Origin of the sequence: Ideonella livida, from assembly GCF_010499455.1 — a bacterium.
Taxonomy (GTDB): Bacteria; Pseudomonadota; Gammaproteobacteria; order Burkholderiales; family Burkholderiaceae_C; genus Ideonella; species Ideonella livida.
In genome coordinates this window covers 87,400-103,098 of the sequence record NZ_JAAGOH010000012.1, presented here as the reverse complement: position 1 = coordinate 103,098, position 15,699 = coordinate 87,400, and the positions used below count along the sequence as shown (strand labels likewise).

Here is a 15,699-nt window from a genome sequence, read left to right as displayed (position 1 = left end):
AGGCCCATCGGCCCAGCGCCTACCATCGGCGCCCCCATGCGATTCAACAAGCTCGACCTCAACCTCCTCGTCGCCCTGGACGCGCTGCTCGACGAGTGCAGCATCACCCGGGCGGCCGAGCGGCTCAACCTCAGCCAGTCGGCCACCAGCAACGCGCTGGCCCGCCTGCGCGAATACTTTGACGACGAGCTGCTGGTGCAGGTGGGCCGCCGCATGGAGCCCACCCCCCGCGCCGAGAGCCTGCGCGAACCGGTGCGTGACGTGCTGATGCGGGTGGACTCCACCATCGCCATCCAGCCCGAGTTCGACCCCGCGCGCAGCAACCGGCGCTTCAAGGTCATCGCCTCGGACTACACCCAGCTCATCCTGGGCCCGCATCTCATGACCCTGGCCCAGGCCCAGGGTTGCACGGCCGAAATCGAGTTCCGCCCGCAGGTCAACAACCCGCAGCGCGACCTGGAACGGGGCGAGGCCGATTTCCTCATCATCCCGCACCGCTACACCTCCCCCGAGCACCCCAGCGAGACCTTGCTGGAGGACCGCTTTGTCTGCGTGGTGTGGTCGGGCAGCGTGCTGGCCCAGGGCACGCTCACCCGCATGCGCTATGAGAACGCGCGCCACGTGATGATGGTGCCCCCGCAGCTCAGCGCCGCCAGCGAGTCCTATGAGGCCATGCTCATCCGCCAGGCCGGCATCCAGCGGCGCTATGGCGTGCTCACCCACGCCTTTGGCCCGCTGCCGGCCATGGTGGTGGGCACCGATGCCATCGCCACCGTGCATGCCCGCATGGCCCACGCCCTGCAGGGCGCCTGGCCCCTGGTGGTCAAGCCGGTGCCGGTGGACCTGCCGGCCATGCCGCAGAGCCTCCAGTGGCACCGCTACCGCAGCCAGGACCCCGGCCTGATGTGGCTGCGTGACCTGTTCCGCGCCGCCGTGCGCCGCATGGACGCCCAGATCGAGGCCGACGGGGGCGACTGGCCCATGCTGGCCGGCCTGCGGGACTGAGGCGCAGGCCAGGGCACGCGCTCAGCCCGCGTGCCGCGGCCCCAGCCGCAGTTCTTCCAGCGTGTTGGCGTTGAAAAACGCGTCGGGGTCGTCGTGGGGCTGGTCAAAGGGCACCAGCACCTGGCGGTGCTGGGCGGTCCAGACGTCGATGCGGCGCCGGCCGGAGGCGATGAAGCGGTTCAGGCTGTCCAGCAGCTCGGCGCGCAGCAGGCAGAACACCGGCTGCGGCTGCAGGCTGCCGTCGGGCTCGCGGGTGGCGGCCAGGGCCACCTCGGCGTCGGCTGCGGCTGCGGCCTGGGCCAGGCGGGCCACCAGGTCGGCGGGAAAGCGCGGGCTGTCACAGGGCACGGTCACCAGCCAGGGCGTCTCGCACTGGGCCAGGCCGGCCATGAAACCGGCCAGGGGGCCGGGGTAGTCGGGCAGGGCGTCGGGCCAGACGGGCACGCCAAAGGACTCATAGGCGGCCAGGTTGCGGTTGGCATTGAGCAGGATCTGGCCGACCTGGGGCTGCAGGCGCAGCAGGGCATGCAGGGCCAGGGGCATGCCCTGGTGGTTCTGCAGGCCCTTGTCCACGCCGCCCATGCGGCTGCCGCGGCCGCCGGCCAGGATGAGGCCGGTGATGTCGTCTCGGGAGGGGGGTGTCAGGGTCATGGCGGGCGGAGCCTTCAGTCGATCAGGTCGAAGGCCTGCGTCTCCACCTGCATGAAGGCGGTGGTCAGGGCGGCCAGGGCGGCGTAGAAGCCGGCGCTGTCCTGGGCCAGCGGGTGGCTGGCCACGGCCTCGCCGCAGCGTTCCACCCAGGTCTGCACATGGCGGCGGAAGAAGGCCTGCTGTTGGGTGAGGTTGCACACCGCCACGTCGTCACCGGCGATGAGGTAGCGCATGACCTCGAAGACGAAGCTCAGGTGGTCCTCGGTCTCGCCGCGCTGGGGGTCGCGGGCCAGGCCCAGGCGGGCCAGGTCGGCGCGCAGGTCGGCCAGGGGTTGTTCGTTGAGGAAGCCCGCCAGGTGGTGGCTGCCGTAGAGCAGCACCTCGGGCTTGCCCACGCCGCCGAACAGGGCCTCGAAGGCGGCGCTGGCGCTGTCCACGGTGCTGGCGCGGCCGGCGGCCACCAGCCGCTCCCAGGGGTGTTCCAGAAAGCCGCCGGGCTGCGGGGCCTGGGTCACGGCCACACGGAACTGGGCCATCAAGGCCTCGTCGGGCGGGGCCCACCACAGGCGGGCCAGCAGGCCGTACAGCTCGGCGCGGGCCAGTTCCTCGGCGTCACCGGGGGCGTTGAAGCTCAGGGCTTGAGGGGTCATGGGGCGAGGGGGCGTCAAAGGTCGGTGATGCGGGTCTGCTCGTGCGGGCGGCTGAACTGGTCGATCACCCGGCAGTCGCCGCACATCTTCAGGCGGTTGAGCGCTTCGCCCTGGAAGGCGGGGTGGCCGGCCAGCTTGCCCAGCATGGCCTCCACGGCCTGCAGGGTGCCAAAGGGTTTGCCGCAGCGGATGCAGCCATAGGGCTGGGTCTGGGCCAGCACGCGCGGCTGGCGCCGGGCCTGGCCGGCCTGGGCCAGCCACAGGCGCGGCTGCAGGGTGATGGCCTGCTCGGGGCAGGTGCGCTGGCACAGGCCGCACTGCACGCAGTTCTTCTCCAACAGGCGCAGCTCGGGCCGGTCGGGGTTGTCCAGCAGCGCGCCCTCGGGACAGGCGCCCACGCAGGACAGGCACAGGGTGCAGCGCTGGGTGTCCACCTGCACGCTGCCCAGCAGGGCGCCGCGGGCGGGCAGGGCGATGGCCTCCGGCGCCGGGGCGGCCTGGGGATGCAGGGCAGGGGCCTGCTCCAGCAGCAGGCCCAGCACCAGCTCCAGCGCGTCGCGCTTGGCGCTGGGCAGGGCGGGCGACTGGGGCCGGCCGATGCCCTGGGCCGTGGGGCCGCGCAGGGCGCGGTCCAGGTCCGCCAGGTCGCGGGCGTCACGGGCCTCCAGCAGGCCCAGGTGCTCGCCGTGCCAGCCCAGACCGTGCAGCAGGGCCTGGGCCTGGGCCATCTGCTCACCCAGGGCCTGGCGGTATTCAGGCGCCTCTTCGCCGGTCAGCAGCACGCGCACCTGGGCGGCGCCCATGGCAAAAGCGGCCAGCCAGACCTCCAGGCCCAGGCTGGCGGTGTGCCAGGCGGGCAGGGGCAGCACGCGGGCGGGCAGGCCGTGCAGGTCAGGGTCCAGCCGGGCGGCGCGCCCCAGGTCGTCCAGCAGGCGGGCGCCGTCGCCCTCGCTGTGGATCAGCAGCAGGGCGTCACGGCCGCCGGCGCGCTGGTAGGTGCCCAGCAGGGTGCGCAGGCGCTGGCCCTGCCAGGCCAGGTCGGGGGCGGCAAAGGCCAGGGCGCCGCTGGGGCAGACGGTGGTGCAGGCGCCGCAGCCGGCGCACAGGTGCGGGTCCACCACCACGGCGCCGCCGGTGAGCTGCAGCGGGGCCTGGGCTGCGGCGGGGCCGCGCGGCGGTTTGGTGCCGGCCTGGCCCTTGCGGCTGGGCTCGCTGCGGATGGCCGAGGTGGAGCAGACGTCGATGCAGGCGGTGCAGCCGGTCTTCTCGTTACGGCTGTGGGCGCACAGGCGCTGGGTGTAGCGCACAAAGCGGGGCTTGTCGAACTCGCCCACCAGGCCGCGCAGGGCCAGCAGGGCCTGCAGGCGCTGGGCCTCGCCCCGGCCCGGGGGCAGGTGCACATAACCCTGCGGCGGCTGGTGCTGGCTGAAGGCGGGCGCTTCCCGCAGGTCCAGCACCAGGTCGAAGGACTCGGTGGTGCGCAGCGGGGTGCGCTGGAAGTCGATGGCGCCGGCCACCTCGCAGGCCTGGACGCAGTCGCGGTGGCTGCCGCAGCGGGCCAGGTCGATCTGGTAGCTCAGGTCGATGGCGCCTTCGGGGCAGGCGGCCACGCAGGCGTTGCAGCGGGTGCAAAGCTCGGCGTCGATGGGGTTGTGGCTTTCCCATTCGGCCTCAAAGGCGCCCAGCCAGCCCTGCAGGCGCAGCAGGCGGCCGGTGTGTACCGGCCAGTCGCGCTGCTGGGGCAGGCCGGTGGGGTCGGGGCCGTCGGTCAGCAGGGTCAGGTCCAGCGCGTCGGCCAGCAGGGCGGCGGCGGCCACAGCGGCGCCGGCCGGGCCGATGACCAGGGTGCGGCCGGCCGAGCGGTAGCCCACGCCGGGCACCGGCTCGGGCGGCGGCAGCTGCGCGGTGGCCAGCAGGGCGGCCAGCTTGGGGGTGGCCTGGGCGGCGTCACGGCTCCAGCCGCCGCGCTCGCGCAGGTTGACGAAGCGGATGGGCCGCTCGGCCAGGCCGGGCGCGCCTTCGGTGGCCTGGGCCAGCTCCAGGAACAGGCGGCTTTCCTGGGTGCAGGCCACCAGCAGCTCCTCGCCGCTCTTGGCGGCGCGCTGGAAGGCCGGGGCCTCGCGCCGGCACAGCAGGCTGTGCACGGTTTGCGTGCCGTCGGCGCTGGCGCCCGGGGTGGCGGCCAGGGCGCGGGACAGGGCCGGGCCGTCCAGGGGCTGGGTGCGGTTGCAGTCGCAGAGCAGGGTTTTCATGGGGACGGGCGGGGAGAGGGGAAATCGGGGGGGGCGGCGGGGTCGGCGGTGGCCGGCTCGGTCCGGGGCGCCAGGGCGTCGGGCGGCGGCAGGTCGTCCGGGGTGACGTTCTGGGTGACGTCCTGCGGCGTGGGCGACGGGTCGGCGGCCGTGTCCGCGGCGGTCCGGGGGGGCTCGGCGCCGTGCCCGGGCGTGGGCTGCCCGGGGGCGGGTTCAGGCTGGCGCAGGCCCAGGAAGTCCCCACCGGCCAGTTGCGCCAGCATGCCGGGCGGCAGGGGGTCGGGCTGGCCGAAGTCCTCGATGTAGACGTCCAGGCCGTCCATCACATTGAAGTGGGGGTCGGTGAAGAGCTTGCGCAGCGCGGCGTTCTTGAGCGCGCCATCCACGCCGGGCTGCATGAAGCGGCTGAAGTCGGCGGCGGGGTCGCCGGCGTCCAGGGCCTGCAGGTCGGCGGCGGTGGGGGCCGGGGGGGCCGGGGGGGCGGCCACGGTGGGGGCCGCCGGCGGGGTGGCGGCGGCCACCGGCACGGCAGCGGCGGCGGTGGGGGCCGGGGCGGGGGCCGGGGCCGGGGCAGGTTCGGCCAGGGGCTGGCCGTGGCGGGCCTGCTGCTTGCGCTGGGACCAGCGCGAGAAGAAGCCGCCGCCGGTGTCGTCGTCGGCGGGGCGGCGCGGGTCGGGCGTGGAGGGCATGTCGGGGCCGGGCAGAGCGGAGCGGGACGGCGGCGGGCGATCAGCCGCCCCGCTGGCCGGGTTCCTGGAAGGAGACGGGGCGGCGGCGCTTGCGCGGCTCGGGCCGGTAGTGCTCGTCGGTGAAGGCCTGCAGCCAGGCCTGCAGCGGGGCGGGCAGGGGGTGGTTGTCCACGCGCTCCTGGGCATCCAGCAGGCGGCCGGCCTCGTTGTAGGACAGGGTGACCAGCTCGGGCCAGGCGCGGGAGGGGTCTTCGTCGTCCACCCGCCACATGACAAACCACACCGGCGCCCCGCTGCTGAGGTTGAGGTAGTAGCCCTCGCCCTCGTCGCGCCACAGGCTCATTTCCAGGCCGGGGAACAGGGTCTGACGGGTCTGGCCATCGTCACGCAGCACCCGCGGGGCGCTGCCGTACTGGCCCTCGTCCACCAGCACTTCGGCCAGTCGGTGGCGCCAGTCTTCCCAGGCGCTGGGGGCGCGCAGGCGTTCCATGACGACGGCGACCCGCAGGCTGGGGCGGGGAGCGGCGGCGTGGTGGGGGGGGTCGGCGGCGGTGGGGGCGTCCATGGCGGAAGGGGCGTGCGGTCAGGGGGGCACGGGCGTTGCACCCGTGCGGATCAGTCTACGGGCCGGGTTGCGACAAGCTGTCGCAAGGGGTGGCTGGCGGGCCGGGGCTCAGGGTTTGTCGGGATCCGCCGGTGTCGGATCCGTCACGCTGGCGGGCGTGGTGCCCTCGCCGGGCAGCCAGACGCTGAGCTCGGCGCCGCCCCCGGGGCGGTTGGCCGCGCGCAGCTCGCCACCGTAGCGCTCCAGCAGGCTGTGGCTGATCCACAGGCCCAGGCCGGTGCCCTCGGGCTTGCGGGTGGAAAAGGGCTGGAAGGGGCGGTCCAGCAGGTCGGCGGGCAGGCCAGGGCCGGTGTCGGCCACCCGCAGCACCACGCCGTGGGCGCCCCAGTCCGCGGTCTCCAGGCTCAGGGCGCCGCCGGTGGGCATGGCCTGCGCGGCGTTGACCAGCAGGTTGACCAGCACCTGCTGCAGCTCCTGGCGGTTGAGCGGGGCGGGCCGGGTGGCACCGTCGCGGCGCTGCACGGCGATGCCGTGCTGGCTCAGGTGGTGACCGGCCAGCACCAGGGCGTCGTCCAGCGCCTGGGCCAGGTCCACCGCTTCCACATAACCCGCGTAGTCGCCGGGGCGGGCGAACTGCAGCAGCCGGGTGACGATCAGGCGCATGCGCTCAATCTGGCGATCGATCAGGTCCAGCTCGGCCTGCACCGGGCGGGCCTGCGCGCCCAGCAGCTCACGCGCCAGGTCCAGGTTGCCCTGGATGACGGCGATGGGGTTGTTGACCTCGTGGGCGATGCTGGCGGTGAGCTGGCCCACGGCGGCCAGCTTCTCCTGGCGCAGCAGCTGGCGCTGGGTGGCCTGCAGCTCGTCGGTGCGCTCCTGCAGGGTGTGGGTGCGCTCCTGCAGCTCGCGGGTGCGTTCGGCTACCTTGGCGTCCAGCGCGGCGTTCCAGCGTTCCAGGGCGGCGGTCTTGTCGGCCACCACGTCCAGCAGGTGGTCCAAGTGGGCGGCCAGGTGGCCGATCTCGTCGGCATCGCCCACCGGTCCCACCCGCGCACCGCCCTGTCCGTCCTCCACCTGCTGCATGACGGCGTTCATGCGCTCCAGCGGATGGGCGATGCGCCGGGCCCAGCGCAGGCACACCCAGGCCGCGCCGGTCATGACCAGGAAGAACACCAGGCCGATGCCGGCCAGCACGCCGTACTTGAGCCAGGTGAAGGGCCGCTCCAGAAAGCCCACGTAGAGCATGCCCACGCGCTGCCCCTGGGCGTCGGCCAGCGGCAGGTAGCCTGAGACGTACCAGGCGTTGACCACAAAGGCCCGGTCCAGCCAGGTGTCGCCGCGGTCCAGCACGGCCTGGCGCACGGTGGCCGAGACGCGGGTGCCGATGGCGCGCTCGCCCGTGGGCGGCCGGGCGCTGCTGCCGGCGGCCCGCGCGCCCGGCGCGTCTTCCGGGGCGGCGGAGGCCTCGGTCTGGCCGAACAGGCGTACGTTGGTGCTCACCCGCACGTCGTCCAGGAACAGGGTGGCGGTGCCATGGCTGCCCCAGGGCAGGGAGCCGGCGGGGTAGACGATGTCGTTGAGCTGGTCGATGAAGTCCAGGTTGCGGTTGAGCAGCACGCCGGCCAGCAGGTGGCCGCGCACGGCGCCCCCGGGCTGCGGGCGCACGGGCACCCGCGCCAACAGCAGCAGGGCGCGGTCTTCCTGGGTGCGCGCGCTGGGCTGGGCGCCGTCGGTGGGCCGCAGGGCCACCGCCACCCGTGCGCGCAACGCCGGCGGCAGGGCGGCCTGCGCCTGGGGCGAGAGCACCACGAGCTGGGCGGCGGCCGGGCCGTCCTGCCCCGCCGGCAGGGGCAGGGCCGGCAGGTCCAGGCCGGCGTCATGGGCCAGGGGGCGGCCGTCCGGGCCCAGCAGCTGGGCAAAGTCCAGGCCCTCGCGCTCACGCCAGTGGGCCAGCAGCTCGGGCAGCGGGGGCAGGGCGTTGGCGGCCCGCCCCGGCGGCGGCGGCCGGCCCGGGTCCAGCGCCTGATCCAGCGCCAGGTGCAGCGCGTGGGACTCGGCCACCGCCCGGGTGCTGGCCCCCACCCGGGCCTGCAGGCGCTCAAAGTAGCCGTGGGCCACCGCCAGGTCGGCGCGCACCTTGGCCACCAGCAGGCGGTCCAGCGCCACGCTGCTCCAGCCCAGCAGCAGCAGGCCCAGCAGCGGCAGCACCACGCCCAGCGGCACCAGCACCAGCATCAGCAGCTTGCTGCGGATGGGCAGCCTGGCCAGTCGCCCGCTGCGGCGGCGCTGCCCTGGGGCCTGCTCAGTCAGCAGCATGCAGGCCCCACTCGGCCACGCGGCGCTCCAGCGTGCGCCGCGAGATGCCCAGCAGGCGTGCGGCCTGCGTCTTGTCGCCGCCCACGCTCTCCAGCACCGCCAGGATGTGCTGCTTCTCCAGGGTGTGCAGGTCGGTGGGGGCGCCGCCGACCCCCACGCCGGCCACCGCGCCGCCACCGCCCAAGCCGGTGGCGGGGGCGCGCGGCAGGCTGGGGTAGAGGGCCGAGACGTTGAGCGCGCCCAGGATCAGCGAGCGCTCGATGAGGTTGCGCAGCTCGCGCACATTGCCCGGCCAGTCGTACTGCCCCAGAAAGGCCAGCTCGTCGCCTGTCACCTCGATGGGCGGCACGCCCAGCTGCGGGGCCAGGGTGTCGATGAAGTGCGCCACCAGCTCGGCCATGTCCTCCTTGTGCGAGCGCAGCGGCGGCAGGTTGATCTCCACCACCTGCAGGCGGTAGTACAGGTCCTTGCGGAAGCGGCCGGCGGCCACCTCTTGTGCCAGGGGGCGGTGGGTGGCGGCGATGATGCGCACGTCCACCGGGATCTCCTGCTCGCCGCCCACCGGGCGGATGCGCCGCTCCTCCAGCGCCCGCAGCAAGGTGGCCTGCAGGGCCAGCGGCAGGTCGCCGATCTCGTCGAGGAACAGGGTGCCGCCCTGGGCGTAGACGAACAGGCCGTCGCGGCCGGCCCGCCCGCCGGGGGTGGCGCGCGCGGCCTGGCCGAAGAGCTCGATCTCCACCAGATCGGGCGAGAGCGTGGCGCAGTTGACCGGCACGAAAGGCCCGCCGGCGCGGGCGCTGTGGCGGTGCAGGGCCAGGGCGGCCAGCTCTTTGCCGGTGCCCGACTCCCCCGTCAGCAGCACCGTGCTGTGCACCTGGGACACCCGGTGGATGGCCGCCTGCAGGCCGCGGATGGCGATGGACGAGCCCACCAGGCCATCGGCCGTGGGGGTGCGCTGCGACACGGTGCGCCGCAGCAGGAAGTTCTCGCGCCGCAGGCTGGCGCGCTCCAGGCCGTGGCGCACGGCGTTGAGCATTTGCGTGAGCCTAAAGGGCTTGAGGATGAAGTCGTTGGCGCCGGCGCGCAGGGCCTCGATGGCGGTGTCGAGGTCGGCGAAGGCGGTGATGAGCACCGCCTCGAAGCCCTGGCCCTGCTCGCGTTGCTCCTTGAGCCAGGCGATGCCGCTGCGTCCGGGCAGGGTGATGTCCAGGATCACCAGGTCAAAGCGGTGGCGGCGCACCAGGGCGTCGGCCTCATCGGCCTGGGCGGCCACCCGCACCTGGCCCACACGGCCGGCCAGGGCCTTCTCCAGAAAGCTGCGCATGCCCGGCTCGTCATCGACCACCAGCACGCTGGCCAGGGGCCAGTGGTCGGCGGGAAGGGGGGCGGCGTCGGCGGTGAGGGTCATGGCGTGAGGCGGGAGCGGAGGGGCCGCCCGCACGGCGGGAGCCGGTGCGGCGGCGGGTCTGGCAGGCGCTGGCGTCAGCTTGGCAGGGCTGCGTCAACTTGTCCTGCGGGTTGCGACAACTTGTCGCGCTTTTCCGGGGTTGGCGCGTATTGCCAAAGGGTTTGCCCTGGGCGGTAATGCCCCCCAGCTTTGCAGCGCGCTTCATATGTTGACATGCGTCACGACCCGACGCTCGGCGGAGGCCCCGCCCGCTGCCAGCCCTGGAGACCTCCCATGAGCCAGCCCCAAGACCCCAAGACCGCTTCGACCCCCCTGGCCCGCCGGCGCCTGTTTGCCGGCGCCGGCACGGTGGGTGCCCTGGCCGCGGCGGCCGCCGTGCTGCCGGGCGTGCAGTCCGCCGCCCCGGTGGCGGCGGCCGCCCCGGCCGAGCCACCCGAGGCCGGCGGCGGCTACCGCCTGTCCGAACACGTGCAGCGCTACTACCAGACCGCCCGGGTCTGAGCGCCGCGCGGCCCCCACGCCGCGGCCCACGCTGCCCGCCCCGCGGCGGACCTTGCCGGTCCGCCTGAATCCGATCCCCCGCCGCCCGCGCCTGCCGCGCCCTGGCGGCTGTTCCGTTCGCAGGAGTTCACATGCTGCTGACCCGCCGACCCCCCGCCGCCGCGGCCGACGCGCAGGCCCTGGCCCGCACCGCCGCCAGCGCCCAGCATTCCCCGCTGGTGACCAGCCTGGCGCGCAGCGTCGGCCGGGCCATGCCCACGCTGGACCGCCGTGCCTTCCTGCGCCGCTCGGGCCTGGGCGTGGGTGCCGGCATCGCCGCCTCGCAGCTGACCCTGGTGCAGAAGGCCGAGGCCGCCAGCACCACCGTGGCCACCGGCACCGGTGGCGCCAAGCCGGTGGTGCGGCGCACGGTCTGCGGCCACTGCTCCGTGGGCTGCGCGCTGGATGCGGTGGTGGAGAACGGCGTGTGGGTTCGGCAAGAGCCGGTGTTCGACTCGCCCATCAACCTGGGCGCGCACTGCGCCAAGGGCGCCGCTCTGCGTGAGCACGGCCACGGCGAGTACCGCCTGCGCTACCCGATGAAACTCGTGGACGGCAAGTACCAGCGCATCAGCTGGGACCAGGCCTACGAGGAGATCAGCAAGAAGATGATGGCGCTGCGCCAGGAGAGCGGCCCGGATTCGATGTTCTTTGTGGGCTCGTCCAAGCACAACAACGAGCAGGCCTACCTGATGCGCAAGTGGGTGTCGTACTGGGGCACCAACAACACCGACCACCAGGCGCGCATCTGCCACTCCACCACCGTGGCCGGCGTGGCCAACACGTGGGGGTATGGCGCCATGACCAACTCCTACAACGACATGCAGAACGCCAAGGCGGCGCTCTACATCGGCTCCAACGCCGCCGAGGCGCATCCGGTGTCGATGCTGCACCTGCTGCATGCCAAGGAGAACGGCTGCAAGGTCATCGTCGTGGATCCGCGCTTCACCCGCACGGCGGCCAAGGCCGACGAGTACGTGCGCATCCGCTCGGGCTCGGACATCCCCTTCCTCTACGGCCTGCTGCACCAGATTTTCAAGAACGGCTGGGAGGACAAGAAGTACCTCGACGACCGGGTCTGGGGCATGGACAAGATCCGCGAGGAGGCCCTCACCGTCTGGACGCCTGAGAAGGTGGAAGAGGCCTGCGGCGTGGACGGCGAGACCACCTACAAGATCGCCAAGCTGATGGCCGACCACCGGCCGGGCACCATCGTCTGGTGCATGGGCCAGACCCAGCACACCATCGGCAACGCCATCGTGCGCATGTCCTGCCTGGTGCAGCTGGCGCTGGGCAACATCGGCAAGAGCGGCGGCGGCACCAACATCTTCCGCGGCCATGACAACGTGCAGGGCGCCACCGACGTGGGCCCCAACCCCGACAGCCTGCCGGGCTACTACGGCCTGGCCGAAGGCTCGTGGAAGCACTTTGCCAAGGTCTGGGGCGCCGACTACGACTGGATCAAGGGCCGCTACGCCTCGCCGGCCATGATGACCAAGCCGGGCATGACCGTCTCGCGCTGGATCGACGGCGTGCTGGAGAAGAACGAGCTGATCGACCAGGACAGCAACCTGCGCGGCCTGTTCTTCTGGGGCCATGCGCCCAACTCCCAGACCCGCGGCCTGGAGATGAAGCGGGCCATGGACAAGCTGGACCTGCTGGTGGTCATCGACCCCTTCCCCAGCGCCACCGCCGCCATGGCCGCCATGCCCGGCAACCCGGCCGACCTGAACAAGAACCGCGCGGTCTACCTGCTGCCGGCCTGCACCCAGTTCGAGACCTCGGGCTCCTGCACCGCCTCCAACCGCTCCATCCAGTGGCGCGAGCAGGTCATCGAGCCGCTCTGGGAGAGCCGCACCGACCACATGATCATGTACCAGCTGGCCGAGAAGCTCGGCTTTGGCAAGGAACTGGTCAAGAACTACAAGATGGTCAAGGGCAAGGGCGGCATGCTGGAGCCCGAGACCGAGTCCATCCTGCGAGAGATCAACCAGGGCCTGTGGACCATTGGCTACACCGGACAGAGCCCCGAGCGCCTGAAGGCCCACATGCGCAACATGCATGTGTTTGACGTCAAGACGCTGCGCGCCAAGGGCGGCGTGGACGCCGAGACCGGCTACAAGCTCGACGGCGACTACTTCGGCCTGCCCTGGCCCTGCTACGGCACCCCCGAGATCAAGCACCCCGGCTCGCCCAACCTGTACGACACCAGCCGCCATGTGATGGACGGCGGCGGTAACTTCCGCGCCAACTTCGGCGTGGAGCGCGACGGCGTCTCCCTGCTGGCCAACGACGGCTCGCACAGCAAGGGCGCGGACCTGACCACCGGCTACCCCGAGTTCGACCACATCCTGCTCAAGAAGCTGGGCTGGTGGGGCGAGCTGAGCGAGGCCGAGCAAAAGGCCGCTGAGGGCAAGAACTGGAAGACCGACCTCTCGGGCGGCATCCAGCGCGTGGCCATGAAGCACGGCTGCCACCCCTTCGGCAACGCCAAGGCGCGCGCCGTGGTGTGGAACTTCCCCGACCCGGTGCCCAAGCACCGCGAGCCGCTGTACTCCACCCGTGCCGACCTGGTGGCCAAGTACCCGACGCACGACGACAAGAAGGCCTTCTGGCGTCTGCCCACCCTCTACAAGACGGTGCAGGACAAGGCCAAGGACATCGGCAAGGACTTCCCGCTCATCATGTCCAGCGGCCGCTTGGTGGAGTACGAGGGCGGTGGCGAGGAAACCCGCTCCAACCCCTGGCTGGCCGAGCTGCAGCAGGACATGTTTGTCGAGATCAACCCCCGCGCCGCCAATGACCGCGGCATCCGCAACGGCGACTGGGTATGGGTCAAAACCCCGCCCATGGCCGCGGTGGAAGGCTTCAAGGGCCTGCGCATGAAGGCCCTGGTGACCGAGCGCGTGGACGCCGAAACCGTGTGGATGCCCTTCCACTTCTCCGGCCGCTGGGGGGGGCTGGACATGGCGGCGCACTACCCGCAGGGCGCTATGCCCGTGGTGCGCGGCGAGGCCATCAACACCGCCACCACCTACGGCTATGACAGCGTGACCATGATGCAGGAGACCAAGACCACGGTCTGCCAGATCGTGCGTGACGTGGCCTGAACGCTGACCGAGACGGAGATCCACCATGGCAAGAATGAAGTTCATCTGCGACTCGGAGCGCTGCATCGAGTGCAACAGCTGCGTCACCGCCTGCAAGGCCGAGCATGACGTGCCCTGGGGCGTGAACCGCCGCCGCGTCGTCACCTTGGGCGACGGCCAACCCGGCGAGAAGAGCATCTCGGTGGCCTGCATGCACTGCTCTGACGCACCCTGCATGGCCGTGTGCCCGGTCGACTGCTTCTACCGCACCGACGAAGGCGTGGTGCTGCACGACAAGGACGTGTGCATCGGCTGCGGCTACTGCAGCTACGCCTGCCCCTTCGGCGCGCCGCAATTCCCCAGCAACGGCACGTTCGGCCTGCGCGGCAAGATGGACAAGTGCACCTTCTGCGCCGGCGGCCCCGAGGACAACGGCAGCGCTGCCGAGTACGAGAAGTACGGCCGCAACCGCCTGGCCGAAGGCAAGCTGCCGCTGTGCGCCGAGCAGTGCTCCACCAAGGCCCTGCTGGGTGGCGACGGCGACGTGGTGGCCGACATCTTCCGCACCCGCGTCATCACCCGCAACAAGGGCAGCGAAATCTGGGGTTGGGGCACCGCCTACGGCAAGCCCGCCGGCGGCGCCACCGCCGCGCCCGCCAAGCAAGGAGGCCAGTCGTGAAGCGCTGCACCTCCGCCCTGCGCCTGGGCTCCGCCCTGGCCGCCGCCACCCTGGCCCTGGTCACCACCGCCTGCAGCGAGAAGGCCCCCGCCCCGGCGGCCAAGCGCAGCGACACCCCCGCCCACACCGGCACCGGCAGCGCCTACACCGCCCCGGGCTGGCAGGCTGGAGACGCCACCAGCTGGCAGACCCAGATCCGCACCCGCGGGCAGGGCCAGAACGAGTACACCCGCGCCCCCGCCGCCCCGGTGGGCCAGGCCGCGCAGTGAGCCTCACCGCCCCGCGCCGCAACCCGGAACAAGGAGCCGCCATGCGAGGCTTGATCCCCACCCTGGTGCTGGCCCTGCTGGCCCTGGGCCCGTCCGCCCAGGCCCAGAGTGGTGCCGCCGCGCCTGCGCCTGCCGCCGCCACCGCGGCCTCGGCTGCCCAGGCCCAGACCGAACCCCGGCCGGACGAGAGCCAGGCCGAGCGCCAGAAGAGCCAGCCCGGCAACAACGCCCCCTACTGGCGCAGCGTGCGCGAGTCCGGCCAGCAGGCCGGCTACAGCTCGCTGCCCGGTGCCGAGAAGGGCGTGCTCATCCAGTCCATGGCCCAGTACCCCGGCTCCGCCCGCACCACCGCGGGCGAGGCCTGGCGGCAGGTGCGCAACCAGTGGATCCTGCCCTACGGCGGGGCGCTGCTGTTCATCGTCGCCCTGGCCCTGGCCATCTTCTACAAGACCAAGGGCAGCCTGGGCGGCCACCTGCCCGACACCGGCCGCAAGATCGAGCGCTTCACCCCCTTTGAGCGGGCGGCGCACTGGGCCAACGCCGGCGCCTTCACCGTGCTGGCCGTCTCCGGTCTGACCATGGCCTTCGGCAAGTATGTGCTCGCCCCGGTGCTGGGCCAGACCCTGTTCGGCTGGCTCACCTACCTGCTCAAGACCGCGCACAACCTGGTCGGGCCGCTGTTCGCCGTCTCGCTGCTCATCGTCATCCTCACCTTCATCAAGGACAACATCGCCAACAAGGCCGACTTCATCTGGCTGTCCAAGGCCGGCGGCATGTTGGGTGACAAGGAAGTGCCCTCGCACCGCTTCAATGCCGGCGAGAAGGGCATGTTCTGGTGGGGCGTCACCGTGCCGGGGCTCATCGTGGTGGCCTCCGGCCTGGTGCTGGACAAGCTCATCCCCGGCTGGGGCGAGCTGCGCGGTGAGATGCAGATCGCCCACATGGTGCACGCCGTGGCTGCCATCCTCATGATGGCCCTGCTGGCCGGCCACATCTACATGGGCACCGTCGGCGTCAAGGGGGCCTACGGCGCCATGAAGACCGGCTACGTGGACGAGGCCTGGGCCAAGGAGCACCACGAGCTCTGGTACGACGACATCCAGGCCGGCAAGATCCCCGCCCAGCGCAGCCAGCCTGCCGGACCTGGCGCCCCGGGCGGCCAGCCCGCCCGCACCTGAGGCGCCCGGCCGCGGCCGCATCCCGAGAACACAGGAGAACCCCCATGATCCGCACGCTGCTGCTCTCCCTGGCCCTGGTGATGGGCGCCGTCGGCGTCTCGGCCAAGTTGCCCGCCCTCAGTGACGAGGCCAAGGCCAAGGCCGCCGAGGCCGCCGCCAAGACCGCCCACGGCAACAAGGTGGCCGACTTCCAGCTCTGCAAGAGCCGCGAGAAGGTGGCCGAGCGCTACCGCGCCGACGCCAAGAAGGCCGGCAAGGAACCGGGCGCCCAGGTGGACACCCCCGCCTGCGCCGACCCCGGCCCCTTCGTCTACACCCCGCCGGCCCCAGCCAGCGCCCCGGCGGCCACCGCCACCGCTGCGCCCGCTGCCCCGGCGGCCGCCTCGGCCGCCAAGAAGGGCTGAACGG

General features: G+C 72.5%; 14 protein-coding genes. 7 read left to right on the top strand and 7 right to left on the bottom strand.

The genetic code is table 11. The features are described from left to right. The first annotated feature begins 36 nt into the window (after positions 1 to 36). On the top strand, positions 37 to 1,005 hold the full coding sequence (locus G3A44_RS11675; protein ID WP_163457699.1) for a LysR family transcriptional regulator: 969 nt from the start codon (positions 37 to 39) through the stop codon (positions 1,003 to 1,005). 21 nt (positions 1,006 to 1,026) lie between these two features. Here the strand turns inward: G3A44_RS11675 and mobA are convergent, their stop codons facing one another. From mobA to G3A44_RS11640, 7 genes are all read right to left on the bottom strand, one after another. Continuing rightward, entirely contained in the window at positions 1,027 to 1,656 is a 630-nt protein-coding gene (gene mobA, locus G3A44_RS11670; RefSeq protein WP_163457698.1) for a molybdenum cofactor guanylyltransferase MobA, read from the bottom strand. A 14-nt stretch (positions 1,657 to 1,670) separates the two neighbouring features. Next, positions 1,671 to 2,306: a TorD/DmsD family molecular chaperone gene (locus tag G3A44_RS11665; RefSeq protein WP_163457697.1), complete on the bottom strand. Its 636-nt coding sequence runs from the start codon at positions 2,304 to 2,306 to the stop codon at positions 1,671 to 1,673. A 14-nt stretch (positions 2,307 to 2,320) separates the two neighbouring features. After that, complete coding sequence (locus G3A44_RS11660; protein ID WP_163457696.1) at positions 2,321 to 4,558, bottom strand: 4Fe-4S dicluster domain-containing protein; 2,238 nt, start codon at positions 4,556 to 4,558, stop codon at positions 2,321 to 2,323. Then, positions 4,555 to 5,247, bottom strand: coding sequence for a DUF3306 domain-containing protein (locus G3A44_RS11655; protein ID WP_163457695.1), 693 nt, complete (start codon positions 5,245 to 5,247; stop codon positions 4,555 to 4,557). Before G3A44_RS11655 ends, G3A44_RS11660 begins: the two co-directional genes overlap by 4 nt. A 40-nt stretch (positions 5,248 to 5,287) precedes the next feature. Then, complete coding sequence (locus G3A44_RS11650) at positions 5,288 to 5,812, bottom strand: DUF3305 domain-containing protein (protein ID WP_163457694.1); 525 nt, start codon at positions 5,810 to 5,812, stop codon at positions 5,288 to 5,290. A 108-nt stretch (positions 5,813 to 5,920) separates the two neighbouring features. Beyond that, on the bottom strand, positions 5,921 to 8,128 hold the full coding sequence (locus G3A44_RS11645; RefSeq protein WP_163457693.1) for a cache domain-containing protein: 2,208 nt from the start codon (positions 8,126 to 8,128) through the stop codon (positions 5,921 to 5,923). After that, a complete protein-coding gene (locus tag G3A44_RS11640) occupies positions 8,115 to 9,536 on the bottom strand; it encodes a sigma-54-dependent transcriptional regulator (RefSeq protein WP_163457692.1) in 1,422 nt (473 codons plus the stop codon). Before G3A44_RS11640 ends, G3A44_RS11645 begins: the two co-directional genes overlap by 14 nt. Positions 9,537 to 9,809: 273 nt before the next feature. On the opposite strand from G3A44_RS11640, the gene G3A44_RS11635 reads away from it, so the two are divergent. The 6 genes from G3A44_RS11635 to G3A44_RS11610 all read left to right on the top strand — a co-directional run bounded on the left by G3A44_RS11635 (position 9,810) and on the right by G3A44_RS11610 (position 15,695). Then, positions 9,810 to 10,037: a formate dehydrogenase gene (locus tag G3A44_RS11635; protein ID WP_163457691.1), complete on the top strand. Its 228-nt coding sequence runs from the start codon at positions 9,810 to 9,812 to the stop codon at positions 10,035 to 10,037. Positions 10,038 to 10,168: 131 nt separating this feature from the next. Next, positions 10,169 to 13,186, top strand: coding sequence for a formate dehydrogenase subunit alpha (locus tag G3A44_RS11630; protein WP_163457690.1), 3,018 nt, complete (start codon positions 10,169 to 10,171; stop codon positions 13,184 to 13,186). 25 nt (positions 13,187 to 13,211) lie between these two features. Then, positions 13,212 to 13,844, top strand: coding sequence for a formate dehydrogenase FDH3 subunit beta (gene fdh3B / locus G3A44_RS11625; RefSeq protein ID WP_163457689.1), 633 nt, complete (start codon positions 13,212 to 13,214; stop codon positions 13,842 to 13,844). Continuing rightward, complete coding sequence (locus tag G3A44_RS11620) at positions 13,841 to 14,113, top strand: hypothetical protein (protein ID WP_163457688.1); 273 nt, start codon at positions 13,841 to 13,843, stop codon at positions 14,111 to 14,113. The genes fdh3B and G3A44_RS11620 overlap by 4 nt, the downstream gene beginning before the upstream one ends. A 41-nt stretch (positions 14,114 to 14,154) precedes the next feature. After that, the gene (locus G3A44_RS11615; RefSeq protein ID WP_163457687.1) at positions 14,155 to 15,291 is read left to right on the top strand and encodes a formate dehydrogenase subunit gamma; all 1,137 of its coding nucleotides are present in this window, start codon (positions 14,155 to 14,157) and stop codon (positions 15,289 to 15,291) included. A gap of 44 nt (positions 15,292 to 15,335) precedes the next feature. Further along, entirely contained in the window at positions 15,336 to 15,695 is a 360-nt protein-coding gene (locus G3A44_RS11610) for a hypothetical protein (protein ID WP_163457686.1), read from the top strand. Positions 15,696 to 15,699: the final 4 nt, after the last annotated feature.